Below are 25,457 nucleotides of genomic sequence, written 5' to 3'. Positions count from 1 at the left end.
TCGATTAGCCCTTGGCTTTGTTGGCTTTTTCCACAGCTTCGTCGATGGTTCCCACCATGTAGAAGGCCTGTTCCGGCATGTGGTCATATTCACCGTTCAGGATGCCCTGGAAGCCACGGATGGTTTCTTTCAGGGAAACGTATTTACCTGGTGCACCGGTGAAGATTTCCGCAACGTGGAAAGGCTGGGACAGGAAACGCTCGATCTTACGGGCGCGGGCTACGGTCTGCTTGTCTTCTTCAGACAGCTCGTCCATACCCAGGATCGCGATGATGTCCTTCAGCTCTTTGTAGCGCTGCAGTACAGACTGTACACCGCGAGCCACTTCGTAGTGCTCCTGACCAATTACCTGTGGGTCCAGCTGACGAGAGGTGGAGTCCAGCGGGTCAACAGCCGGGTAGATACCTTTAGCGGCGATATCACGGCTCAGTACTACAGTGGAGTCCAAGTGCGCGAAAGTGGTCGCCGGAGACGGGTCAGTCAAGTCATCCGCCGGTACGTATACCGCCTGGATAGAGGTGATAGAACCAGTCTTGGTGGAGGTAATACGCTCCTGCAGAACGCCCATCTCTTCCGCCAGGGTCGGCTGGTAACCTACCGCAGAAGGCATACGGCCCAACAGTGCGGATACTTCGGTACCGGCCAGGGTGTAGCGGTAGATGTTGTCGACGAACAGCAGTACGTCTTTGCCTTCATCACGGAATTTCTCCGCCATGGTCAGGCCGGTCAGGGCTACACGCAGACGGTTGCCGGGCGGCTCATTCATCTGACCGTAAACCATCGCCACTTTGGAGTTGGCTTTGTTTTCCAAGTCTACAACTTTGGATTCAGCCATCTCGTAGTAGAAGTCGTTACCTTCACGGGTACGCTCACCAACACCTGCGAACACGGACAGACCGGAGTGCTCGGTTGCGATGTTGTTGATCAGTTCCATCATGTTTACGGTTTTACCTACACCGGCACCACCGAACAGACCAACCTTACCACCCTTGGCGAACGGGCAAACTAGGTCGATTACCTTAATGCCGGTTTCCAGCAGTTCGGTAGAGCTGGACTGCTCTTCGTAGGTCGGCGCAGCGCGGTGGATAGAGGAGCGCTCTTTCTCACCGATAGGGCCACACTCGTCAATCGGGTTGCCGAGTACGTCCATGATGCGACCGAGGGTTTCCAGGCCAACCGGTACAGAAACCGGAGCGCCGGTATTGCGCACGGACAGACCGCGGCTGACACCTTCGGATGAACCCATGGCAATAGCGCGTACCACGCCGTCACCCAACTGCTGCTGCACTTCCATGGTGAGGTTCTTGTCCTCAACCACCAGTGCGTCGTATACATTCGGAACAGAATCGCGTGGGAATTCCACGTCGATGACCGCTCCGATCACTTGCACAATTTGCCCGTTACTCATTTCCGGATCCTCAGCTTTAAATTCTTTCTAGGCTGACCATTACTGGCAGCGGATTAAACCGCCGCCGCACCGCCGACAATTTCGGACAGTTCCTGGGTAATGGCCGCCTGGCGCGCCTTGTTGTAGACAAGCTGCAACTGATCGATCAGCTCACCGGCGTTATCGGTGGCGCTCTTCATCGCGATCATACGCGCTGCCTGTTCACAGGCTTTGTTTTCAACTACTGCCTGGTATACCTGGGACTCGATGTAGCGAGCCAGCAATCCATCCAGCAATTCAACCGGATCCGGCTCGTAGAGGTAGTCCCACTCGTGCATGAGTTTTTCATCTTCGTCCTTCGGCAGCGGCAGCAATTGCTCAACCTGCGGCTTCTGGGACATGGTGTTGATAAACTCATTGGATACCAGGAACAGGCGATCGATATCGCCTTCTGCGTAACGGTCCAGCATTACCTTAACTGAGCCAATCAGCTGGTTGGCCTGGGGCGCATCGCCCAGATCGCGTACCGCTGCGACAACCTTGCTGCCGATGGCATTAAAGAAACTGGCCGCCTTGTTACCTACCGCGCAGACTTCGACGTCGACACCCTGCTCGGACCACGCCTGCATCTCGCGAATAGCGGCTTTGAACATATTGACGTTCAAGCCACCACAGAGTCCGCGGTCAGTGGATACCAGGATAAAACCGACCCGCTTGGCCTCGCGCTCTTGCAGGTAAATATGCTGGTACTCGGCCGAAGCGTTGGCGACGTGGCCGATCACTGCGCGTATGCGCTGGGCGTAGGGACGCCCCAGTGCCATGCGATCCTGAGCCCTACGCATCTTACTGGCTGCAACCATTTCCATTGCGGCAGTAATTTTCTGCGTGCTCTTGATGCTGGCAATTTTTGTGCGTACTTCTTTTCCGCCTGCCATAGTGATTTACCTTGTTCGCTGGAAGTTAGATTCCGAAAGAGCGGACACGCCGCTCTTTCGCGCTCTCCAGGGAGTTCTTACCAGCTGCTAGTAGCGACGAACTTCTCGATAGCGGCTTTGAAAGCTGCGTCGATTTCGTCGTTGTAGTTACCAGTGCTGTTCACTTTCTCCATCAGCTCTGCGTGTTCGCTGTTCATATAAGCGAGCAGGGCGGCTTCGAAATCGAGAACCTTGGCAACTTCTACTTCTTTCAGGTAACCCTTGTCGGCGGCGTAAACGGAAACAGCCATGTCCGCGATAGACAGCGGAGAGTACTGTTTCTGCTTCATCAGCTCGGTTACGCGCTCACCGTGATCCAGCTGAGCTTTGGTAGCTTCGTCCAGGTCAGAGGCAAACTGGGAGAATGCCGCCAGTTCGCGGTACTGAGCCAGAGCGGTACGGATACCACCGGACAGCTTCTTGATCACCTTGGTCTGCGCTGCACCACCTACACGGGATACAGAGATACCCGGGTTGATCGCTGGGCGGATACCGGAGTTGAACAGATCGGTCTCGAGGAAGATCTGGCCGTCGGTAATGGAAATCACGTTGGTCGGTACGAACGCAGATACGTCACCGGCCTGGGTTTCGATGATCGGCAGGGCGGTCAGAGAGCCGGTCTTGCCTTTCACTTCACCGTTGGTGAACTTCTCTACGTAGTCGGCGTTTACACGCGCTGCGCGCTCCAGCAGACGGGAGTGCAAGTAGAAAACGTCACCGGGGTAGGCTTCACGTCCAGGCGGACGCTTCAGCAACAGGGAGATCTGACGGTAGGCCCAAGCCTGCTTGGTCAGGTCATCGTATACGATCAGGGCGTCTTCACCGCGGTCGCGGAAGTACTCACCCATGGTACAACCGACGTAGGGAGCCAGGAACTGCATCGCTGCCGGATCGGCGGCGCCAGCGGCTACTACGATGGTGTGATCCATAGCGCCGTGCTCTTCGAGCTTGCGCACTACGTTGGCAATAGAGGACTGCTTCTGGCCCACGGCAACGTAGACACACTTAACGCCGGTACCTTTCTGGTTGATGATGGCGTCGATCGCCACAGCAGTCTTACCGATCTGACGGTCACCGATGATCAGCTCACGCTGGCCACGGCCAATCGGGATCATGGTATCAACCGCTTTCAAACCGGTTTGTACAGGCTGGTCAACGGACTGACGGGCAATAACGCCAGGCGCTACTTTTTCTACCGCATCGGTCAGCTTGTTGTTCAGCGGGCCTTTGCCGTCGATCGGGTTACCCAGCGCGTCTACAACGCGGCCGAGCAATTCCGGGCCAACGGGGGTTTCCAGGATGCGGCCGGTACAACGGCACTTCTGGCCTTCAGCCAGCGCCTTGTAGTCGCCCAGGATTACAGCACCAACGGAGTCGCGCTCCAGGTTCAGCGCCATACCGTAAACGCCGCCTTCGAACTCGATCATCTCGCCGTACATCACATCGGCCAGGCCGTGGATGCGGATGATGCCGTCGGATACGGAAACAATGGTGCCCTCATTTTGGGCTTCAGTGCTCACATCGAGATTTTCGATGCGGCTCTTGATGATTTCACTGATCTCAGAGGGATTCAGTTGCTGCATGCTCTGTTCCTCAAGTCCCCGCCGGCTAACGCCAACGGGGAGAGTAATTTAGGAGTTCATCGCCTCGGCGAGCTTGGCCAGACGGCCGCGTACGGTACCGTCGATGACTGTATCACCGGCGCGGATGATCGCGCCGCCCAGCAGGCTCTCGTCCACCGAGCTGTGCAGATGTATTTCGCGTTCAAACTTCGCGCTGAGCTTTTGGCCCAGTGCTTGCGCCTGTGCATCGCTCAAGGCGTGCGCGGAAACAACTTCCACCTCGAGGGTGGCTTCCGCTTGCGCTTTCAGCTCTTCGAACAGTTCGGAAATTTCCGGCAGCAGCTGCAGGCGGTTGTTTTCCGCCAGCAACCGGATGAAGTTCCTTCCGTGCTCGCCGAGTTCGTCTGAACAGATCGACAGGAATTTATCTGCGCGCTCTTCACTGGTGAGCTGGGGGTTATCCAGCAGCTCACGCACTTTTTCGTTCTGGCTGACCGCTGCCGCAGTGCTCAGCGCAGTGCTCCAACCACCTAAGTGGGAGGCTTCCTGCGCATAAGAGAAAGCAGCTTTAGCGTAGGGCCGGGCCAGTGTGCTGAGTTCCGCCATTGGGTTCCTCGCTTACAGCTCGGCTGCCAGTTTATCGATCAGGTCGTCGTGCGCCTTAGCGTCGATATTGACCGCGAGAATCTTCTCCGCACCCAGGACAGACAGGTCTGCCACACGGCTGCGCAGTTGCTCTTTAGCGCGATTCACTTCCTGGTCGATCTCAGCTTTGGCCGCAGTTTTCAGACGATCGCCTTCAGACTGAGCCGCTTGCTTGGCTTCATCGAGAATCTGGTTGGCGCGCTTGTTGGCACCATCAATGATCTCGTTAGCCTGATCTTTGGCTTCCTTCAACTGCTCGGCAGCTTTACGCTTGGCCAGTTCCAGGTCTTTCTGTGCGTGTTCGGCGTCAGCGAGACCATCTGCGATCTTCTGCTCACGCTCTTTCATCACGCCCAAAAGCGGCGGCCAAACAAACTTCCAGCAAAACCAGACGAAAAACAGGAAAGTAATCGACTGGCCGATTAGAGTCAGGTTGATATTCACTCCGACACCTCTTGCTCTTTAAATAGGGTTAAGGGCAATTGGAACGGCGTAATTAAACCAGACCAGGAGCTACGGCGAAGATCAGGTACATAGCGATACCAACACCGATCATCGGAACCGCGTCAAGCAGACCAGCCATCAGGAACATCTTGCCCTGCAGAGCCGGAGCCTGTTCAGGCTGACGAGCGGAACCTTCCAGCAGCTTGCCACCCAGAGTACCGAAACCGATTGCGGTGCCCAGGGCGCCCAGACCGATCAGCAGTGCACTTGCGATGTAAACCAGACCTAATGCTTCCATTGTGTTCTCCAAATCAAAGTTAAAGAGTTGTTGTAAAGGTCGAAAAAAGGGTTAAAAACTTATTGATCGTGCTCGTGCTCATCGTCGCGATGGTGTGCCATCGCCATGTACACGGTGCTCAATACCATAAATACGAACGCCTGCAGCACGATTACCAGTACGTGGAAGATCGCCCAGCCCATGTGCAGGAGGCCCGCACCAATAAAGCCGAGAACGCCAACGCCAAAGACAATCGCGATCAGGATAAAGATCATTTCACCGGCGTAGAGGTTTCCGAACAGACGCAGGCCCAGGGAGATCGGTTTGGCGATCAGGGATACTGCTTCCAGCAGGAAGTTCACCGGGATCAGCAGGATGTCAAAGAACAACTTGCCGGTATGGAAAGGGTGCAGAGTCAGCTCTTTAAGGAAGCCGATGGCACCTTTTTCGCGAATACTGAAGAAAATCATCAGCGCAAACACCGCCAGGGCCATACCCAGGGTGGCGTTCGGGTCGGTGGTTGGGACCACTTTAAAGAAGAGGTGATCGTTGCCGGAAATCTTGGCGGCAGCCATCGGCAGCCAGTCCACCGGTACCAAATCCATCAGGTTCATCAGGAACACCCACACAAAGATGGTCAGAGCCATCGGGGCAACCATAGTGTTGCGGTGGGGGAAGGTTTCCTTAACCAGCTTGTCGATAAAGTCGGTAACCAGCTCCACAAAGCTCTGGAAGCCTGTGGGCTTGTCCACACTGGCCTTCTTGGCTGCGCGGGCAAACAGGAAGCAAAAAATCAGACCAAGGCCGATAGACCAGCCCAGGGTATCTACGTGCAGGGCCCAAAAGCCCATATCCGCAGCTTCCTGGGAGGAATGCGCCATAGTCCAAGTAGACTCATTCAGCACAGTACCGTCGGCGCGGGTATACCCGGCCGGCAGCTTGCCGTAAGTCATGTTTTGCAGGTGGTGTTGGATATACCCCGTCGCGGTTTGAGCTTCGCCTGCCATAGTTCCTCAACAATCGTAAAAGTAAGAATTCTTTTTTCTTATCCACCGGCTAGCGGACCATGCGCGCTACCAAAATCCACTGCACGATTACACAGAGGACGTAGCTGATAAAAAGCGCCGCGGCATTCAGTGGCTTGACGGTGGCAAACACCGCTGCAAAACCTGCCATGGTCAATATAAATTTGCCGGTTTCCGCGCGGTAGAAATTGCCTACCACGCGATGGGCCGCGCGCGCACCGCTATCGCGAAAGGCGCGCCTGCCAAAATATGCTCCGGGCAGTGCACACAGGGCACCGCCGATAAATACGGAGAGCGCAGTCACCGGTTTACCGCTCAAGTGCAGTGCCGCACTGGCCACGGATATCAGCAGAAGCTGTACCGCGGCTATTCGTAATACCGGGGGTTTTGTCATAGACGGGATAAGCCGACTTTTTTGCGCTGTCCGCCCAAAATTTGGGCGTGCGAATTATGCGGCAACAGCATCGCCGATTCAACCGGCAAATGTCGTCAACTTATTTGATTTTCAGGAGGTTTTGCACGGAATTACTCGCCGCAGTGAGTATTTGCCAACAGTTATTGCGCGCGCCACTAGGACGCGCATTTCCCTGTGGCCTCAGTCCTCGGCGTAACCGAGGTGGGCGAGGATTCCATCCAGCTCTTCCAGAGTGGTGTATTTGAGTACCAGGCGGCCGTTGCCTTTATCGTTGTGATCGATAGATACGGGCACTCCGACTTTCTCTGCCAGGCGCTCAGTTAGGCGACGGATATTGGGGTCGGGCTTCGGTTTTTCCGGTGCGGGGGCAGCCGGCTGTTGTAAACGGCGCACCAGCGCCTCTGTCTGGCGCACGGTAAGGCTGCGCTCGACCACCTGGCGCGCAGCAGAGCGCTGGGTGGCACCGGATAGACCGAGCAGGGCTTTGGCGTGTCCCAACTCCAGATCGCCACGCTCCAGGAAAGTCCGCACCTCTTCACTGAGACTCAACAGTCGCAACAGGTTGGTTACTGCGGTACGGGATTTGCCCACTGCATCGGCCACTTCCTGCTGGGTCAGCTTGAACTCATCCTGTAAACGCTTGAGGGCTACAGCTTCCTCTACCGGATTCAGGTCTTCACGCTGGATATTTTCAATCAGCGCCATGGCGATCGCAGCCTCATCGGAGACGCTGCGCACCAGTGTCGGCACTTTATCCAGGCCGGCTAATTGAGCCGCGCGCCAGCGCCGTTCACCGGCGATGATTTCATAGCTCTGCTCACCGATACCGCGCACGACGATCGGCTGCATAATGCCCTGGGCGCGTATCGAGTCCGCCAGCTCTTGCAAGGATTCCTGTGGAAAATCCCGGCGTGGCTGGTAGCGGCCGCGCTGCAAAAACTCTATCGGCAACTCCTTCAGCTCACCGTCGACCACGGCGGTTTCGGTTTCAGCTTCACCGGTAGCCTCGGCGATCGCGGTGCTGTTTTTATTGCTGATCAGGTGGGATAAACCCCGGCCCAGTCCTTTGCGTTTGGTGGCCATAGTAATTACCCCTTATACGGCTTCCGCCACAGGGCGGCTTTTCTTATTGGAAGATTGATTGGCGGGATGGCGGCGATTGATTTCGCAAGCCAGTGCCAGATAGGCAATAGCCCCTTTCGAATGGCGGTCGTAATCCAGCGCCGGCTTGCCGAAGCTGGGAGCCTCTGCCAAACGGACATTGCGCGGGATACAGGTTCGATACAGGCGATCGCCGAAAAACTCCTGCAACTGCGCCGACACTTCGCTGGTGAGGCTGTTGCGCGGATCGTACATGGTGCGCAAGATACCCTCGATTTTCAGGTCCGGATTGGCGGCCTGCTGGATCTGGGTGATGGTGTCCACCAGTGCTGACAACCCCTCCAGGGCATAGTATTCACACTGCATGGGAATCAATACGCCGTGAGCTGCACAGAGGGCGTTTACCGTCAGCATATTCAACGATGGCGGGCAGTCGATAATCACGTAGTCGTAACGATTACTCACCGCAGCCAGGGCGCGGCGCAGGCGGGATTCGCGCCCCTCCAGATTCAGCAATTCCACCTCTGCCGCAGACAGGTCACCGTTACCCGGGATCAAATCAAAACCGCTCTCTGTGGATACAATGGCCTGCTCAACGGGTAATTCAGCGGCCAGCACATCGTAACCGGATACCTCCAGGTCACTTTTATCCACACCGCTGCCCATGGTGGCATTGCCCTGGGGGTCCAGGTCGATCAGCAATACGCGCCGCTTGTTGGCAACCAAAGATGCGGCCAGGTTGACGCAGGTAGTGGTCTTGCCAACCCCGCCTTTCTGGTTGGCCACAGCAAATATCTTGCTCAAGATTCTTGTCCTTTGTTGTTTCCGGGTGCGTTTGCCCCGACGCCGGCTCGGCTTCGGGCGGCGGCTGTTGTGCCCCACGATAGGGGAGCAGGATTGGGCGGGCGACAAACCCGCCAAACTATCATCTTATTCTGTGCGACAGAGCTGAATCATATGTCGCTCACCGTCGCAGCCGGGCACCGACAACCGGTGCACCTGCTCGACCTTAATGCCTTTTGGCAGAGCGCTCAACTCATCCTCAGGCAGCTTACCCTTCATGGCATAAAAACGACCCTTGGGTGCCAACATATGCTCACTGCCATTGACCATATCCTCGATGGAGGCAAAGGCGCGGGACACCACACCGGCAAAAGGCTGATCTGGTACAAAGGCTTCTACCCGCTCATTGACTACCGTGATATTGGGCAGGGGCAGGGTGCTGGCCACCTGGAACAGGAAGCGGGTCTTCTTGCCATTGCTGTCGAGCAGGGTGATGGTGCGCTCCGGATGCACAATTGCTAGGGGGATTCCCGGCAGGCCGCCACCGCTACCCACATCGATTAAAGAGCCTTCGCCACAGAGATTTACCACACTGAGGCTGTCGATAATATGGCGCTCCAGCATCTGCTCTGGGTCGCGTATGGCAGACAGGTTGTAGGCACTGTTCCAGCGGGCAAAAAGCGCCAGGTATTCCAGTAGCTGATCCTGCTGTCGGTCACTGAGTACCACCGACATCTGTGCCGCCGCCTCTAACAGGCGCGGACGAAACTGTTCCATTGAGTGAGAAATGGGTCTATCCCCCAGTAGTCCCGCGAAACTCAAACCCCGCAGGGCCTCGCGGGATACCCTGTGGAAAACTGATTTATACCGCTTTTTTGCGCTTCAGCAGCCCGCGCTTTTTCAATTGGATCAACAGCAGGGATATGGATGCGGGCGTGACGCCCGGTATTCGCGAGGCCCGTGCCAGGGTATCCGGGCGGGTCTCTCCCAGCTTTTGCTTAACCTCATTGGACAGACCAGAAATATCGCTGTAGTCGAAGTCCGCCGGGATCGGGGTATCTTCGTAGGCCTGCAAGCGCTCAATTTCCTCGCGCTGGCGATCGATATAGCCGGCGTACTTGGCCGAAATTTCAACCTGTTCGGCAACCTGCTCGTCGGTTACCGCTTCCCCTTTGAGGCCCGCCACATCCTGATAGCCTAGTTCCGGACGGCGCAGCAGGTCCATCAGGCTGTATTCCCGCGCCAATGGCTGCGGCAATTTGGTTTCTACAGAGGCGGCCTGGGGTGTCTTTGGGTGCACCCAGGTATCTTGTAGTCGCTGGGTCTCCCGAGCGATCGCCTCGCGCTTTTCACTGAACGCTGCCCAGCGGGTATCGTCGACCAGGCCCAATTCGCGACCTTTTTCGGTCAGGCGCAGGTCAGCATTGTCCTCACGGAGCAGCAAGCGATATTCCGCACGGCTGGTAAACATTCGGTAGGGCTCTTTGGTGCCGCTGGTGATCAAATCATCCACAAGCACGCCCAGGTAGGCTTCATCCCGACGCGGGGACCAGGCTTCGCGCTCTTGGGCCTGCAGGGCTGCGTTGGCGCCAGCCAGGAGTCCCTGGGCGGCCGCTTCTTCGTAGCCGGTGGTGCCATTGATCTGGCCGGCAAAATAGAGCCCCTGGATAAATTTGGTTTGCAGGGACGGCAAAAGATCGCGCGGGTCGAAGAAATCGTACTCAATCGCATAGCCCGGGCGGGTGATATGTGCCTTTTCAAAGCCTTTGATGGAGTGCACCAGCTCAATCTGTACGTCGAAGGGCAGACTGGTGGAAATACCATTAGGGTACAGCTCGTTGGTGGTCAGCCCTTCCGGCTCGATAAACACCTGGTGGCTATCTTTGTCCGCAAAGCGGTGCACCTTGTCCTCGATGGAGGGGCAGTAGCGCGGGCCAATCCCCTCAATCACGCCGGAGTACATGGGCGAGCGGTCGAGCCCGCCCTGGATAATTTCGTGGGTGCGGGCATTGGTGTGGGTAATCCAGCAGCAGACCTGGCGCGGGTGCTGATCGCGGCTGCCCAAATAGGACATCACCGGTGTGGGGCTATCTCCCCACTGTTCCTCCAGCTCGCAGAAATCTACCGAGCGGGCATCAATACGGGGAGGGGTGCCAGTTTTGAGGCGATCGACGCGGAAAGGCAGTTCGCGCAGACGATCTGCAAGGGCAATCGAGGGCGGGTCTCCAGCGCGGCCGCCGGCGTGGTTATCCAAGCCGATATGTATACGCCCACCGAGGAAAGTCCCTGCGGTCAGTACCACTGTCTTGGCGCGAAAGCGCACCCCCGCATTGGTGACAACGCCCACAACCCGTTCACCTTCGACAATCAGGTCATCCGCCGCTTGTTGGAAGATCTCCAGGTTTTCCTGTGCTTCCAGGATTGAACGGATAGCGGCGCGATACAGGGCTCTATCGGCCTGGGCACGAGTTGCCCTTACTGCGGGGCCTTTGCGGGCATTGAGGACCCGGAACTGAATTCCGCCCAGGTCTGTTGCCGTTGCCATAGCGCCACCGAGGGCATCGACTTCCTTCACGAGATGACTCTTGCCGATACCGCCGATCGCCGGGTTGCAGGACATTTGTCCAAGGGTCTCGATATTGTGGGTCAGCAGCAGAGTGGAAGCTCCCATACGTGCCGCTGCCAGTGAGGCTTCGGTACCTGCGTGGCCTCCGCCGATCACGATCACATCATAGGTCTTAGGGAATTCCATAGTGGCTGCTACTGGTTACAACTGGGGGCGCACATTTTATAGGCAGTAGGTGTGAGTCAGCAATTGGCTACAAGCATATTCCTGCACTCTAGTTGGTAGACGCTTGTAAAGCGGTAAAAACTGAGACTATCCAGTTCCATGCTATTGGGGCTCTCTCTCCAAGGAAACTTTCTAGAGCTAGCTTTAGAGCAAATTATTTTTTGGCTCTCTTAAGTTTATATAAATGAATAAATGTATTTCTTAGAGAGAGGTTTTTGATTTAGTTGTTTTTATTAGTGTCCGGCAAATCATGTATAAGCAAAAAAAAGTCTTATAAATCAACAGTTTACACTAATGAAAACATGGGCAATAACCCCTTGGCTGAAGGGGGGGCAACCCCGGTAGACGATTGTGGAAAGCCGGGACAACTTTGCGCGCCTCGTGCTGGCGGGAAAGTTATCATCATAGCATTCGTTGCTTACGCAGGTGTTTATCCCCTTTTTTACTCACACCTGGCAATTTCAGGTTTTAGCTTGTGCGTAGAGGGTGATAAGACTTGGGGGTTAATTGTGCGTAAGAGTGAATATTGTATAAGTCTGTGAGTTTTGTGCTGTATCTATGTGATTTATAGGTGATTGAAGCAAGTGAAAAGATATCCACGGGAAATCCCCGTGGACATGTATAACTCGATCGGCGCCATATCTTATTTTGCAGAGTTTTTTGCCAGATTTTTTCGCGAATCTATTTAATAAGATCGGGAAAAATTGGGGATTTAATTTACCCGCCCTGAAAGTCGGGGTTAAGCCTGTGTAAAAGAAGTGAGAAATATGTTGGGAAGCTGGAAGGAGAGAAACGGGGGAGGATAAAGTAGCCTCCCCCTTGGGATAACTTGGAAGTTGGGATGGGGCGTTTACTTACCGATACAAAAACTGCCGAAGATCTTGCCGAGTAATTCATCGGCACTGACGGTGCCAGTAATTTCTCCCAGAGCCTGCTGGGCCTGGCGTAAGTCTTCGGCGAGCAGTTCGCCTGCACCGCTAGTGTGAAGTTGCCGCTGGCCCTGATGTATAAAAGCTTGTGCCCGGCCCAGTGCGTCCAGGTGTCGGCGCCTGGCACTGAATGCTCCCTCTCCAGCGCCGCTGAAACCAATACTCTGTTTTAAATGCTCTTTTAACGCATCGAGCCCGGCACCTGTTTTTGCACTGATGGCAATCACTGGCACGCCTTCAGTGTGTGCCTGAAGGCCAGCGCTGTAGTCGGTGAGGTCAATCTTATTCAGTACTAATGTTAGTTTATCGAGATCTCTCAGCTGACTGGTAAATTCTGGCCAAACTTGTGTGGGATCCAGGGAGTGGAGCTGCTCTGCATCCATGACAAGTAGTACCCGGTCTGCGCCGTGGATTTCCTCCCAGGCGCGTTCGATACCAATTTGTTCGACTCTATCCGGGGCATCCCTTAATCCCGCAGTATCGGCAAACTGGAGGGGCATACCGTCGATATGAATATGTTCACGCAGGATATCCCGAGTGGTACCGGCGATATCGGTGACAATAGCGGCGTCGTGTCCGGCCAGTGTGTTGAGAAGGCTGGATTTCCCTGCATTGGGGCGTCCTGCGATAGCAACTCGCATTCCCTCGCGCATTATTGCGCCCTGGCGCGCCTGGGTTTCCACACCCACCATTTGTGCCAGTAGGGTTTCTATATCAGCTGCCACTTTGCCATCGGCGAGGAAGTCGATTTCCTCTTCGGGGAAATCAATGGCGGCCTCCACGTAGATACGCAGATGGGTAAGATTTTCCACCAGGTCTTCGATTTTCTCGGAAAACGCGCCTTGCAGTGAGCGCATGGCATTGCGCGCTGCCTGGGCACTGCCGGCGTCGATTAAATCGGCGATCGCTTCGGCCTGAGTTAAATCCATTTTGTCGTTGAGGAAAGCCCGTTCGGAAAATTCTCCGGGGCGGGCTTGTCGAGCGCCCAACTCGATAGCGGCTTGAAGTAACTGATCGAGAATTACCGGACCGCCGTGTCCCTGGAGCTCCACCACATCCTCCCCGGTAAAGGAGTTGGGACCGGGGAAAAAGAGCGCCAATCCCTGGTCGATTAACTGCCCTTTGTGGGTAAAGTTCCGGTAGTGGGCAGAGCGGGGCTGGAGGGTTTTTTCCCCGCAGATTTGTTGGGCAATTTGCAGGGCTCTTGTGCCCGACAGTCGGATAACGCCGATACCGCCGCGCCCGGGCGCGGTGGCAACAGCGGCAATAGTGTCGCGATTGAGGCTTTCTTGTGTCATCGGCTGAGTTTACTCGACAGAACGGAAAAGGGCCGCATTTGCGGCCCTTGTTTATTGTGTTGCTACAGATCGGTACTGGTTAGTACTTACCGGCATCCACCTGTTTGTTGATATACCAGGTTTGCCCAATGGTAATCAGGTTGTTGGCGATCCAGTACAGAACCAGACCCGCTGGGAACCACAGGAAGAACACTGTCATCATCACCGGCATCAACTGCATGATGCGGGCTTGGGTTGGGTCGGTGGGCGCTGGGTTCAGCTTTTGCATAAACCACATAGACAGGCCCATCAATACCGGCAGGATAAAGTAGGGGTCCTTCGCCGACAGATCGTGAATCCAGAAAATCCAGGGCGCGTGGCGCAGCTCAACGGTTTCGGTGAGCATCCAGTAGAGCGCGATAAATACCGGCATCTGCAACAGGATCGGCAGGCAGCCACCCATCGGATTGATCTTCTCGCGGCGGTAGAGCTTCATGGTCTCTTCCGCCAGCTTTTGCCGGTTATCCTTGTACTGCTCCTGCAGCTTTTTCATCTGCGGCGCAAACTTGCGCATACGCGCCATGGACTTGGTGCCAGCGGCGGACAGTGGCAGAAGCAGCGTCTTGATAAATACGGTGAGCAGGATGATCGCCCAGCCCCAGTTGCTGACAATATGCTCCTGGATAAAGTGCAGGACACCGAACAGCGGTTTGGCGATCCACCAGAGCCAGCCGTAATCGACGGTCAGGTCGAGGCCGGGAGAGATTTCTTCCAGACGGTAGACATCTTTCGGGCCAGCGTAGAAAGAAGCGCTCAGCTCGCCTTGGGTGGCAGCGGGGATTTGCACTTGAGGTGCGGTAAAGCCCATGCGGAAGAGGCCGTTGGATAGCTCCTTCAATTCAAAAGTATTGCGCTCGCCCTGGGGGGGAATCCAGGCACTGATAAAGTAGTGCTGAACCATAGCTACCCAACCACCTTCGATGGTTTCGCGGGTGGGGCTTTCAGCAATCTCCTCGAAGTCCTGCTTGAAGTAGTTCTTTTCGTTGGTGCGGATGGCGGCGCCGAGGAAAGGCGACATGCCGAAACCGGTGTCGGTTGCGGGTTCACTGGCATCGCGCTTAATCTGACCAAACATGGCCGCGGACCAGGGTTTGTCACTGGTGTTATCCACCAGGTAGGCCACTTGGATTAGGTAGTCTCCACGCTTGAAGGTGAAGCGCTTGGTGATATTGGCGCCTTCCTGTTGCAGAGTCAGGTCTACTATCAGGGTATCGTCGCCCTCAACCATCGCATATTCGGTTTTTGCCACCTTGAAAACCGGGCGGCCAGCAGCGCTGTCGGTCCCGTTTTTACCGATAAGGCCACTCTGGGCAATATAAGTATGGTTGCGGGTCTGGTTCAACAGGATCAGGGGTTGGTCCGGGGTATCCAACTTCTCTTGTTGTTTGCGCAGCGCCACTTTGACGATATCGCCGCCACGAGGATTGATGAGCAGATCAAAAACGTCGGTGGTGACACTGATCAGCCTGCTCTCAGTACTGCTGCCTTCATCGGATGCGGGCACCTGGGAGCGAAGTTGGGGAACATCACTGTCGCCGGTGCTCGCGGGTGTTTCGGCGGGTATTTGGCTGACAGTCTCGCCGCCAGTCTGCACGACGGTTTCGCGGTCGAGTTCAGGAGTGTGTTTCTCTTGAAATGCATTCCACTGGAAGATAAGTGCCAGGAGAACCGCGAGAATTCCGCCGAGCAGCGTATAGCGTTGCCAATCCATCTTGTTACCTAGAGCGTGTTCTTGTGTCTGGTAGGGGGAACCGGGTCCAATCCACCAGGGTGCCAGGGGTGGCATTTTATAAGGCGGCGCAGAGTTAAATAACCCCCTTTTATCGCTCCATGAGTTTCAATGGCCTCTTCAGAGTACCGGGAGCAGGTGGGGTAGAAGCGACATTGGTTGCCTACCCAGGGGCTGGCCAGGTAGCGGTATACATGGATCAGCTTGATCAGTACCCACTTCATGGTCGGGGTTGCGGCTGTCGAGCCCGCTTGGCCAGTTTACGCCAGAGTTTATTCAGTAGTTTCGCCAACTCGGCCTTATCCAGATCTGCGACCCCAGGGCGCGCGAGCACCACGGCATCCAGCGGCGGCAAATCATATTGCTGCAGACGGAAGGTTTCCCGGGTTATACGCTTGATTTGATTGCGGTCGGAGGCGTTGCGTACATGCTTTTTAGCAATAACGAGGCCGAGACGCGGGTGTTCCAAAGAGTTGGGACGGGCGAGGATCAACAGATGAGGGTGTGCGGCGCGCACCTGGTTTTCATTGAATACCAAGCGATACTGCGCCGCATTAAGCAGGCGCAGCGTCTTGGCAAATCCGAAGCTGCTGCGCACCTGCTGCATAAAGAGATATCTCTAAAAGGGAAGAGATCTTATGCAGACAGTACTTTGCGGCCTTTAGCGCGACGGCGGGCCAGAATCTTACGGCCGTTTTTGGTTGCCATGCGAGCGCGGAAACCGTGAGTGCGCTTGCGCTTCAAGTTGCTTGGTTGAAATGTGCGTTTCATAGTCTTGCTACCTGAGACTTTGTGTTCAAAATTTCTCGGGACCTTTCCCGGCCGCGGCCTGGACTCCGGTCCGGCACAAAGCCGGTGCAGACGGAGCTACGCGCTGCGAAGGCCGCGGATTGTATAGAAAGCCAGCAGCGAAAGCAACGCGCTAATCAGGGAAATTCTTTTTATTGGTGCGCGAGTTTACTGTAATTTTTTACGCCAACTAGACAAGTCGTTGAGTCATCAGGGGTATCTCTGAATGCCCACTGATTGACCCCAAGATACCCACAGCTTTCTGTGGATAACTTTCGAAGGGTTTCCACCTCAATTGTCTAATTGTTGTGCAAATCCTTGATTGTGTGGATCTTTTTGCGCAGTTTTTTCAACAGATGCAGTCTTTCTTGTGGATAACCTAAAGGTGGAAAGGTATACTGCGCCGATCTTATTTGACGGTCCCGGGTGATTTCTAATCCGGCCTTGCCGTCTCTCCTTGGTCTTACCATTTTGGGGTTTTTTGGGGGGTTTCTTGACTGAATCCGTATGGAAGCAGTGCGCGAGCTGTTTACAGGACGAGCTGCCGTCTCAGCAGTTCAATACCTGGATCAGGCCGTTGCGCGTCAATCCCGTTAGTGCGGAGGGCGAGTTGCGCCTGATCGCACCGAACCGCTTTGTGTTGGACTGGGTTGGCAATAAATTCCTGAACCGCATTCGCGAGTTGGTGCAACAGTTTGCACCAGGGCGCCCTCTGCAAGTGGCGCTCGAGATTACCGCTCGCCGGCCGGCTCGCTTCCAGCGCGGCCATGTAACAAATAATGCCCCTCCTACACCGACACCGACACCGACACCGGTACCGACACCGGTACCGACACCCGCGCCATCGGCGCCAACTCCGCCACCACCTCCAGTCCAGCCGGCAGTAGTACCGCCACAGGTATCTGTACCACCTGTTGCCACTGCGCCACCTCCGGTGACTTCACCGCTGGGGTCTGGGTTTGGTGCCAGCAGGCCGGTGCCTCATCCCGCGATGGCTGAGGAGGTTACTGCCGAGCAAATGACGACAGGCGAACTGGCCCTGACAGATCTGCGACCACCGGCTATGAATGGTATGGCTCGCTCCGTACCGGAGCAGCCGGCCAGGCAGGTTGAGGTGGAGGGGGCCATCAAGCACGGTAGCTCACTCAATCGCAACTTTACTTTCAAATCCTTTGTTGAAGGTAAGTCCAACCAGCTGGGCCTCGCTGCGGCACAACAGATTTCTGACAATCCGGGCGGCGCCTACAATCCCCTCTTTATATATGGGGGCGTGGGTCTGGGGAAAACTCACTTGATGCACGCAGTTGGCAACGCACTGTTGGAGCGCAACCCCAATGCTAAGGTGGTGTATTTGCACTCCGAGCGCTTTGTTGCAGATATGGTGAAAGCGCTGCAGCTGAATGCGATCAGCGACTTTAAGCGCTACTACCGGTCTGTTGATGCCCTTCTTATTGATGATATCCAGTTCTTTGCCGGTAAGGAGCGCTCTCAGGAGGAGTTTTTCCATACCTTTAATGCCCTGTTGGAAGGTGGTCAACAGATTATCCTAACCTGTGACCGCTATCCGAAAGAGATCGACGGCTTGGAAGAGCGCTTGAAATCCCGCTTTGGCTGGGGATTAACGGTGGCTGTAGAGCCTCCGGAGCTCGAGACCCGGGTAGCTATTTTGATGAAGAAGGCCGAGCAGGTGGGTGTGGACTTGCCCCACGACTCCGCTTTCTTTATTGCGCAGCGTATTCGCTCCAATGTGCGAGAGCTCGAGGGTGCACTGCGTCGCGTAATTGCCAATTCGCAATTTACCGGCCGCGCTATTGACGATGTCCTTGTGCGCGAAGCACTAAAAGACCTGTTGGCCCTACAGGATCGACTGGTCAGTGTGGATAATATCCAGCGGGTTGTCGCTGAATACTACAAAATTAAGGTGGCGGATTTGCTCTCCAAGCGGCGCAGTCGCTCGGTGGCCCGTCCCCGCCAAGTCGCTATGTCCCTGGCCAAGGAGCTGACCAATCACAGCTTGCCGGAGATCGGCGATGCCTTCGGTGGTCGCGACCACACAACAGTACTGCATGCCTGCCGCAAAATACGTGAGTTGCAGGAGTCCGACGCGGATATTCGCGAGGACGTTAAATTGCTGACACGGTCGCTGACCACTTAATCGAATAACTGACAAAACAAGGCGAAACTACCGATGAAATTCAATGTGAGCCGGGACGCCCTTCTGAAGCCGTTACAACTGGTGGCCGGTGTTGTTGAGAAACGCCAAACACTGCCAGTCCTGGCCAATGTGTTGATGCAGTTACAGGGCCAGGAACTCTCCCTGACCGGTACTGACCTGGAAGTGGAAATTGTCGGCCGTCTCGGTGTAGACGGTGTAGAAATGGAAGGTGAGGTGACCGTCCCCGCACGCAAGCTGCTGGATATCTGTCGCTCTCTGCCCGATGGTGCTGAACTAAAGTTTGAGCGCGATGGCGAGCGCCTGATATTGCGCAGTGGTCGCAGCCGTTTTCAGCTGTCGACTCTGCCCGCAGCGGACTTCCCGAACCAGGAAGAGGCCAGTGCACAGACTCGTTTCGATATCTCCCAGCGCGAGATCCGCCGCCTGATAGAAGCCACCAGTTTTGCTATGGCTCAGCAGGATGTGCGCTATTACCTGAATGGTTTACTGCTAGAGTGTCGCCCGCAGCAGCTGCGCGCGGTTGCTACTGATGGCCACCGCTTGGCGCTTTGCGATCGCGATGCCCCCGGCCTGGATGTCGCCACGCCTATCCAGGCTATTGTGCCGCGCAAAGGCGTACTTGAGCTGGGTCGTTTGCTTGAAGACAGCGATGCACAGGCACAGGTAGTGCTGGGTAACAACCATATTCGTGTGGTTAGTGGTCAGTTTACTTTCACCTCTAAATTGGTAGACGGCAAATTCCCTGACTACGAGCGTGTGTTGCCGCGAGGTGCGGGCAATGTGGTCTATGCGGATCGCCAGGGGTTGCGCCAGGCCTTCTCCCGAGCGGCGATTCTCTCCAACGAGAAATACCGTGGGGTGCGCCTTCAGGTTTCTGAGGGGCTGCTGCAGATTGTTGCCAACAACCCGGAGCAAGAAGAGGCGGAAGAGCAGATGATGGTGGATTACGTAGGTGAGCCAATGGAGATTGGTTTTAACGTTTCCTATCTGCTGGACGTCACTGGTGCTATTCACAGTGACCAGATCCGTATCAGTCTGGCGGATGCCAACAGCAGTGCTCTGCTGCAGCAACCTGAAGAAGGTGATGCTCTGTACGTGATTATGCCTATGCGCCTGTAAGGCAGCCCACCCATTGCTCTTTTCTGAATGGATTGAGGCTACCTCCCCGCTCGGTGGGGTAGCCGATAAACAAAGCGATGTCTGTGCATGTGCATCGCGCTCTTCACTCCGGGGGAGGTGTCTGTGGCGCTGACCCGTCTTCTCTTATCTAATTTTCGAAATATCTGCTCTGCTGATCTCAAGCTGGGTCCTGGCGTTAATGTGTTTTGTGGTGCGAATGGCAGTGGCAAGACTTCACTGCTAGAGGCGGTACATATGCTGGCAACCGGTCGTTCCTTTCGCTCTCGCCAGCATAAGTCGGTTATTCAGCACGATACAGGTGGGCTTACGGTTTTTGCCCAGCTCGATACGGGTTTTAACTTGGGGGTAGAGCGCCTCGCAGATGGCTCGGGCCGAATCAGGGTAAACCAGGCTCCAGCAGAATCCAGCTCACAGCTTGCTAGTTGCCTGCCACTTCAATTGATAAACAGTGAAAGTTTTTCCGCACTTGATGGTGGTCCCGGCGTTCGGCGCCGGTTGCTGGATTGGACAGTGTTCCACGTGGAACATTTATTTGCCCAGGAGTGGAAAAATTATCAAATCGCACTGCGGCAGCGAAATGCTCTCCTGCGTCGTGGTAAAATCGATGAGGCCAGCATCGGCGTATGGGAAGAGCAGTTGGCCCTTAGTGGCGAGCGTGTAAACGATCTGCGATTAGCTCAGTTTTCTCAATTGCAGACCGCTGTTTCGCAACTTCTCGATGAGTTACCACAGAGCCTATTGAGCCGTGTTGATATGAGTTACCGTCGCGGCTGGCGTAAAGAAGTTGATTTGCGTAGCGCTCTATCTGAATCACGAGAATCAGATGTTTCACAGGGGCATACGCGCATTGGTCCCCATAGGGCGGATATTCGTTTTACCGTAGCCGGTGAGTCGGCCCACAATATCCTATCTCGAGGCCAACAGAAGATGTTGGTGTGTGCAGTGCGCACGGCCATGGCGGAGGTAGTCTGCAGGCAGGGGGATATGCCAGTATTCCTGGTAGATGACTTGCCGGCAGAGCTGGATGACAGTAACCAACAGATTTTTGCGCATTGGGTTGGGCGTTGTGCCAGCCAGGTGCTTGTAACCGGAATTGATGAGGGCACTACAAGCCGCCCCTGGCGGCAACTAGATGCCCCTTGGAATTGCCCGAAAGTGTTCCACGTGGAACATGGGAAGATCAGTGCCGAAGCTTCGGCCGCACAATAAGTTTAATGGAGCGAATAAATGTCAGAGCAGCAAAGCTATGACTCAAGCAGTATCAAGGTATTAAAAGGCCTGGATGCGGTGCGCAAGCGCCCCGGAATGTATATTGGTGATACCGACGATGGCACCGGTCTGCACCACATGGTATTCGAGGTGGTCGACAACTCCATCGATGAAGCGCTGGCCGGCCACTGTGATGAGATCCGTGTAACCATCCACCCGGATGAGTCCATTTCCGTATCGGACAATGGCCGTGGTATCCCGACAGAGATTCACCCGGAAGAGGGGGTTTCTGCAGCAGAAGTGATTATGACCGTCCTTCACGCGGGCGGTAAATTTGATGACAACACCTACAAGGTCTCCGGCGGTCTGCACGGGGTAGGAGTATCGGTGGTAAACGCTCTGTCCAAGGAGCTGAAGCTGACTATCCGTCGCGGTGGCAAGATCCACGAGCAGACCTACCACCACGGTGTGCCCCAGGCACCCCTGGAAGTTGTGGGTGACAGCGATACCACCGGCACCACGGTGCACTTCAAACCCTCAGAGGACACCTTCAGCAATATCGAATTCCATTTCGACGTGCTGGCCAAGCGCCTGCGCGAGCTGTCCTTCTTGAACTCCGGTGTGCGTATTGTCCTGAAAGACGAGCGCAGCGGTAAGGAAGAGGTCTATGAATACGAAGGTGGTTTGAGTGCCTTTGTGGAGTTCCTCAACCAGAACAAAACCCCAATTAATAAGGTTCTACACTTCCAGAGCCAGCGTGAAGACGGCATTGCTGTAGAGGTGGCATTACAGTGGAACGATAGCTTCCAGGAAAGCATCTTTTGCTACACCAACAATATTCCCCAGCGCGACGGCGGCACCCACCTGGCGGGCTTTCGTGCAGCCCTGACCCGTGGCCTGAACAGCTATATCGAGCGGGAAGGCCTGGGCAAGAAAGACAAGGTGAACACCACTGGCGATGACGCCAGGGAAGGTCTCACCGCGATTATCTCTGTGAAGGTTCCGGACCCGAAATTCTCTTCCCAGACCAAGGACAAGCTGGTTTCATCCGAAGTGAAACCCGCTGTAGAGCAGGAGATGGGCCACCACTTCACAGACTACCTGATGGAGAACCCACAGGAAGCCAAATCTGTCGTCACCAAGATGATCGACGCGGCCAAAGCTCGTGAGGCAGCCCGCAAAGCCCGCGAAATGACTCGCCGCAAGGGTGCACTGGATATTGCCGGCCTGCCTGGAAAACTAGCTGATTGCCAGCAAAAAGATCCGGCACTATCTGAAATTTACCTGGTGGAGGGTGACTCCGCCGGTGGTTCTGCCAAGCAGGGACGCGATCGCCGCACCCAGGCGATCCTGCCGTTGAAAGGTAAGATCCTCAATGTGGAAAAAGCGCGCTTCGACAAAATGCTCTCCAGTGCCGAAGTGGGTACCCTGATTACCGCACTGGGCTGTGGCATCGGCAAGAGCGAGTTCAACCCGGACAAGCTGCGTTACCACAGTATCATCATCATGACCGATGCTGACGTGGATGGAGCCCATATCCGCACCCTGTTGCTCACCTTCTTCTTCCGTCAGATGCCGGAGCTGATCGAGCGGGGTCACATCTACATCGCCCAGCCGCCGCTGTACAAGATCTCCAAGGGCAAACAGGAACAGTACCTGAAGGATGAGGGCGCTCTAACCCAGTTCCTCACCAACGCCGCCCTGGAAGGCGCCACGCTGTTTGTGAACCCGGACGCCCCAGGGCTTTCTGGTGCCTCCCTGGAGAGCCTGGTAGGCGAATACCGCAGCGTACTGGCGACAATCGACCGCCTGTCGCGTCTGTACCCCGAGGAAGTGCTGCACAGCATGATCTACCTGCCCAGCTTGTCTCAGGAAGACCTACAGTCCCAGGAGAAAGTCGCAGCTTGGAGTGAGAAGCTCCAGGAGAAACTTGGTGACGAAGAAAGTGGTGGAACCCGTCGTCACGAAGTGACGGTTCAGGAGAACACCGAGCGCGGCCTATTCCTGCCCCATATCCATATCGTGGCTCACGGTGTCGGCAGCGACTACCTGATTAACCATGAGTTCTTCGATTCCGCCGAGTACGCGTCTATCTGCGCTCTGGGTGAGAAAATGGTGGGTCTATTGGAAGAGGGTGCCTTTATCCAGCGCGGCGAGAAGCAGCACCCTGTTGGTACCTTCCCTGAAGTGATGGACTGGCTGATGGGCGAGAGTCGCAGAGGCTACGGTATCCAGCGCTATAAAGGACTGGGAGAAATGAACCCGGAGCAGCTTTGGGAAACCACCATGGACCCAGAGAGCCGCCGTATGCTGCAGGTAACTGTTGAAGATGCTATCGCAGCAGACCAGATCTTTACCACCCTGATGGGCGATCAGGTAGAGCCACGCCGTGACTTTATCGAGACCAACGCCCTGGCGGTGGAAAACCTCGACGTCTAATTGCCATTTTTCCGAAAATCCCACAGTAATTCCCCAAAAGGGGGAATTACTGTGGATATTTTTCCGCTTAAAAATAACTTGCGATAAATACGATCTTTTTTTCTCCCCTATCAAAAGCGTCACGCCGATCCGTACCTGTTCTTCCTTTAAAGCCTGAAATTACTGACAAACAATCAAAGTAAACAGTAAAATTTTTAGTAAATTCTGGCCAAGCAATAATTTTGTTGTATTTTTAAAAAGAAAAAATTATAGGTAACCTTCCTACCTATCTATTTCTACGAAAAAATAAAATTAAACGGACCATAAGGCTTATGGGGAACCTAATCTCTTCTATTCTCGGCAATGCTCGTCGTTTTGTAGCTACTTGTGGTGTGATTGCACTAGCTTTATACGGTTGCACAAGCACGCAGAAATTAGTGAATTCCGAATGGTATGAGATCGAAACCGAGCATTTTCGGATCGTTACCAATGACAACCCCAAGCAAGTTGAAAAACTGGCAATAGACTTAGAACGATTTCGGATTTTTGCAAAACAATATATCAGGTATTCAGCAGATCAACAGAAGTTGACGATATACGCCCTGGATGATCGGCTCAGTTTTAAAGGAGTCAGCGGTAGTGAGTCGTCTAGAACTGTCATTGGACAATTCCATAATACTGCGTATGGGAGTTTTGCATTATTGAACCTAAACGGAAATCGCCTCCTTCCTGACAACCCGGCCCGTCAGACGTTGTTTCATGAATATACGCATTTTTTGACCTACAGCGGAAGCCAGCACCTCTACCCCTACTGGTTTAGTGAAGGTATTGCTGAAGTATTTTCCACAGTAGATTTTGAGGAAAATAAAAAGTACAGCTTTGGAAAAATACCTGTTGATCGAGCGATTAGTCTTACTCGAGCGAGAGAGTTACCACTGGATAAGCTGCTTTCAGCCACTCCTGGTTCGCTGAATTCAAGGGATACCGGGGCACTTTATGCCAGTGGATGGATGTTAGCTCACTGGATGATTTTCGATAAAGGTAGAAATAAAGCCTTAAATGAATATTTGGAGGCTTTCAACGCCGGCGATGATCCAATTGCGGGCCTACCTGAAGCTCTGGGAATGACTTTTGACGAGCTCAATGAGCAGTATAAGAAATTGCCGAAAAGTCATTTCAATTATTACGAGGGAGAGCTTTCCGATAATGGTGTTGTTGAGTCCCCCACCGTTAACCTGATGGAAAGTAGTACCGCAGTCTCAGAACTGGCCTACTTTATGGCAATTTCAGAGCAGGGATCCGAAGCACTAGAGAGATATATTGCCTATGCAGATAAAAAGCAGGCTTCTAGCCCATCGTTAAAGTCCGCACTGGCCATTGCCTTGACAGGTGAAGGAAACTATTCCCGCGCTGAGGAAGTCTTGAACTCTATTCCGGCGCAGTACCAGGGAGAAACCTGGTATCTTGAAGCCCAGGCAAAAAATGATTTATCGGCAGCCTTGGCGGAGGAGGGACACCCCAGTCCCAGAAACATGAAACGTATCCGGGATAAATATGTTCAATTGGTAAATGCCAATGGGGAAGTACCGGCGTACTGGCATGAACTGGCGATCACAATGCAAGTTTTGGGGTATCCCCGCCAGAAGTATACGGAAATGTTGGAGCAGGCGTATTTACGCGCACCGAGAGAAACAGGAATCGCTTGGTGGTATGTGCTGGAGCTTTACCTGGACCGAGATAAAGATCTCTTCGCAAAAGTCTCCCAACCGCTATTCATGCAAATTGCAGAAGAAGGCTCGCGGGCACAGTTGCAGTCGATGCTGGATGAGTTGGAGGAGGAAGAGGGATTGGAGTTCGAGCCTGAGATCAGTGGCTTGGGCCAACTAATGTCAACTTACAGGAAGTACTCAGGAAACAAGGCCCTGGCAATGGCTGTGGACTATCGTGGCGCATTTGTGGCCGGTTTTAACGAAGATGGTGGAAGCACCCAAGCTGAGGCGAGTCAAAGCGCTCTTCAGGCCTGTGAGGAACAGCGAAAGCAGTACCAGATAAGGGATCGCTGTGAACTCTACGCGGAAGGTGAAGTATTGGTGAATTCAACTACGAGGATGTAATTATCCAGTGGGCGTTAGGTAAGGCGCAAAGTAGGCTGTAATAGAGCTTGCTTTGCGACAATATTAAGCTTGGTGATGAGAGTGGATGAGCCGATTACCCCATTACCAAGTATCCACTCTGACAATCAGCTCCCAGAAAATTGGGTATTGGTCGGCAAAAATTATGACCAAAAAGCGTGTAAATCAGTATTGAGTTATCACTAAAGCCACAA

22 protein-coding genes are annotated in these 25,457 nt (G+C 54.5%); 5 read left to right on the top strand and 17 right to left on the bottom strand.

Going from position 1 to position 25,457, the window contains the following annotated elements; all coding sequences use genetic code 11:
- Positions 1–4: 4 nt before the first annotated feature.
- The 17 genes from atpD to rpmH form a co-directional block, all read right to left on the bottom strand.
- A complete protein-coding gene (atpD, locus tag ACJJIW_RS06395; protein WP_444936936.1) occupies positions 5–1,408 on the bottom strand; it encodes a F0F1 ATP synthase subunit beta in 1,404 nt (467 codons plus the stop codon).
- Between the two features lie 53 nt (positions 1,409–1,461).
- Complete coding sequence (atpG, locus tag ACJJIW_RS06390) at positions 1,462–2,322, bottom strand: F0F1 ATP synthase subunit gamma (protein ID WP_444895613.1); 861 nt, start codon at positions 2,320–2,322, stop codon at positions 1,462–1,464.
- A gap of 77 nt (positions 2,323–2,399) precedes the next feature.
- The gene (atpA, locus tag ACJJIW_RS06385; RefSeq protein ID WP_108735090.1) at positions 2,400–3,944 is read right to left on the bottom strand and encodes a F0F1 ATP synthase subunit alpha; all 1,545 of its coding nucleotides are present in this window, start codon (positions 3,942–3,944) and stop codon (positions 2,400–2,402) included.
- 48 nt (positions 3,945–3,992) lie between these two features.
- Positions 3,993–4,529 carry a F0F1 ATP synthase subunit delta gene (locus ACJJIW_RS06380; protein WP_108735091.1) on the bottom strand — a complete coding sequence of 179 codons (537 nt, stop codon included), beginning with the start codon at positions 4,527–4,529 and terminating at the stop codon, positions 3,993–3,995.
- A gap of 12 nt (positions 4,530–4,541) precedes the next feature.
- Positions 4,542–5,012, bottom strand: coding sequence for a F0F1 ATP synthase subunit B (locus ACJJIW_RS06375; RefSeq protein WP_282930571.1), 471 nt, complete (start codon positions 5,010–5,012; stop codon positions 4,542–4,544).
- 52 nt (positions 5,013–5,064) lie between these two features.
- Positions 5,065–5,310, bottom strand: a complete 246-nt coding sequence (gene atpE, locus ACJJIW_RS06370) for a F0F1 ATP synthase subunit C (protein WP_020413895.1) — start codon at positions 5,308–5,310, stop codon at positions 5,065–5,067.
- Positions 5,311–5,369: 59 nt separating this feature from the next.
- Positions 5,370–6,296, bottom strand: coding sequence for a F0F1 ATP synthase subunit A (gene atpB / locus ACJJIW_RS06365; RefSeq protein WP_282930570.1), 927 nt, complete (start codon positions 6,294–6,296; stop codon positions 5,370–5,372).
- A gap of 49 nt (positions 6,297–6,345) precedes the next feature.
- Positions 6,346–6,708: an ATP synthase subunit I gene (locus tag ACJJIW_RS06360; RefSeq protein WP_282930569.1), complete on the bottom strand. Its 363-nt coding sequence runs from the start codon at positions 6,706–6,708 to the stop codon at positions 6,346–6,348.
- A 201-nt stretch (positions 6,709–6,909) separates the two neighbouring features.
- Positions 6,910–7,812 (bottom strand): ParB/RepB/Spo0J family partition protein, encoded by a 903-nt coding sequence (locus tag ACJJIW_RS06355; protein ID WP_444936935.1) that lies wholly within the window; start codon positions 7,810–7,812, stop codon positions 6,910–6,912.
- A 12-nt stretch (positions 7,813–7,824) separates the two neighbouring features.
- On the bottom strand, positions 7,825–8,634 hold the full coding sequence (locus ACJJIW_RS06350) for a ParA family protein (protein WP_020413891.1): 810 nt from the start codon (positions 8,632–8,634) through the stop codon (positions 7,825–7,827).
- A 126-nt stretch (positions 8,635–8,760) separates the two neighbouring features.
- Positions 8,761–9,390, bottom strand: a complete 630-nt coding sequence (gene rsmG / locus ACJJIW_RS06345; protein ID WP_444936934.1) for a 16S rRNA (guanine(527)-N(7))-methyltransferase RsmG — start codon at positions 9,388–9,390, stop codon at positions 8,761–8,763.
- An 85-nt stretch (positions 9,391–9,475) separates the two neighbouring features.
- Positions 9,476–11,365: a tRNA uridine-5-carboxymethylaminomethyl(34) synthesis enzyme MnmG gene (gene mnmG, locus ACJJIW_RS06340; RefSeq protein WP_444936933.1), complete on the bottom strand. Its 1,890-nt coding sequence runs from the start codon at positions 11,363–11,365 to the stop codon at positions 9,476–9,478.
- A gap of 889 nt (positions 11,366–12,254) precedes the next feature.
- The gene (gene mnmE, locus ACJJIW_RS06335) at positions 12,255–13,631 is read right to left on the bottom strand and encodes a tRNA uridine-5-carboxymethylaminomethyl(34) synthesis GTPase MnmE (RefSeq protein WP_444936932.1); all 1,377 of its coding nucleotides are present in this window, start codon (positions 13,629–13,631) and stop codon (positions 12,255–12,257) included.
- Positions 13,632–13,710: 79 nt separating this feature from the next.
- The gene (yidC, locus tag ACJJIW_RS06330) at positions 13,711–15,381 is read right to left on the bottom strand and encodes a membrane protein insertase YidC (protein WP_444936931.1); all 1,671 of its coding nucleotides are present in this window, start codon (positions 15,379–15,381) and stop codon (positions 13,711–13,713) included.
- An 8-nt stretch (positions 15,382–15,389) separates the two neighbouring features.
- A complete protein-coding gene (yidD, locus tag ACJJIW_RS06325; protein ID WP_444936930.1) occupies positions 15,390–15,623 on the bottom strand; it encodes a membrane protein insertion efficiency factor YidD in 234 nt (77 codons plus the stop codon).
- Complete coding sequence (gene rnpA / locus ACJJIW_RS06320) at positions 15,620–16,006, bottom strand: ribonuclease P protein component (protein ID WP_413663877.1); 387 nt, start codon at positions 16,004–16,006, stop codon at positions 15,620–15,622. The genes yidD and rnpA overlap by 4 nt, the downstream gene beginning before the upstream one ends.
- 29 nt (positions 16,007–16,035) lie before the next feature.
- Positions 16,036–16,170, bottom strand: a complete 135-nt coding sequence (gene rpmH / locus ACJJIW_RS06315; protein WP_020413885.1) for a 50S ribosomal protein L34 — start codon at positions 16,168–16,170, stop codon at positions 16,036–16,038.
- Between the two features lie 511 nt (positions 16,171–16,681).
- Between rpmH and dnaA the strand changes: the two genes are divergently transcribed.
- The 5 genes from dnaA (at position 16,682) to ACJJIW_RS06290 (ending at position 25,245) form a co-directional block, all read left to right on the top strand.
- Entirely contained in the window at positions 16,682–18,343 is a 1,662-nt protein-coding gene (gene dnaA, locus ACJJIW_RS06310; RefSeq protein ID WP_444936929.1) for a chromosomal replication initiator protein DnaA, read from the top strand.
- A gap of 33 nt (positions 18,344–18,376) precedes the next feature.
- Positions 18,377–19,483, top strand: a complete 1,107-nt coding sequence (gene dnaN, locus ACJJIW_RS06305; protein WP_108731194.1) for a DNA polymerase III subunit beta — start codon at positions 18,377–18,379, stop codon at positions 19,481–19,483.
- 123 nt (positions 19,484–19,606) lie between these two features.
- Complete coding sequence (gene recF, locus ACJJIW_RS06300) at positions 19,607–20,713, top strand: DNA replication/repair protein RecF (protein ID WP_444936928.1); 1,107 nt, start codon at positions 19,607–19,609, stop codon at positions 20,711–20,713.
- 18 nt (positions 20,714–20,731) lie between these two features.
- A complete protein-coding gene (gene gyrB, locus ACJJIW_RS06295) occupies positions 20,732–23,152 on the top strand; it encodes a DNA topoisomerase (ATP-hydrolyzing) subunit B (RefSeq protein ID WP_444936927.1) in 2,421 nt (806 codons plus the stop codon).
- Positions 23,153–23,463: 311 nt separating this feature from the next.
- A complete protein-coding gene (locus ACJJIW_RS06290; RefSeq protein ID WP_444936926.1) occupies positions 23,464–25,245 on the top strand; it encodes a hypothetical protein in 1,782 nt (593 codons plus the stop codon).
- Positions 25,246–25,457 lie beyond the last annotated feature (212 nt).

This window comes from Microbulbifer maximicatervae (SeqCode), assembly GCF_052467815.1.
This window is presented reverse-complemented; position numbering and strand designations above follow the sequence as displayed.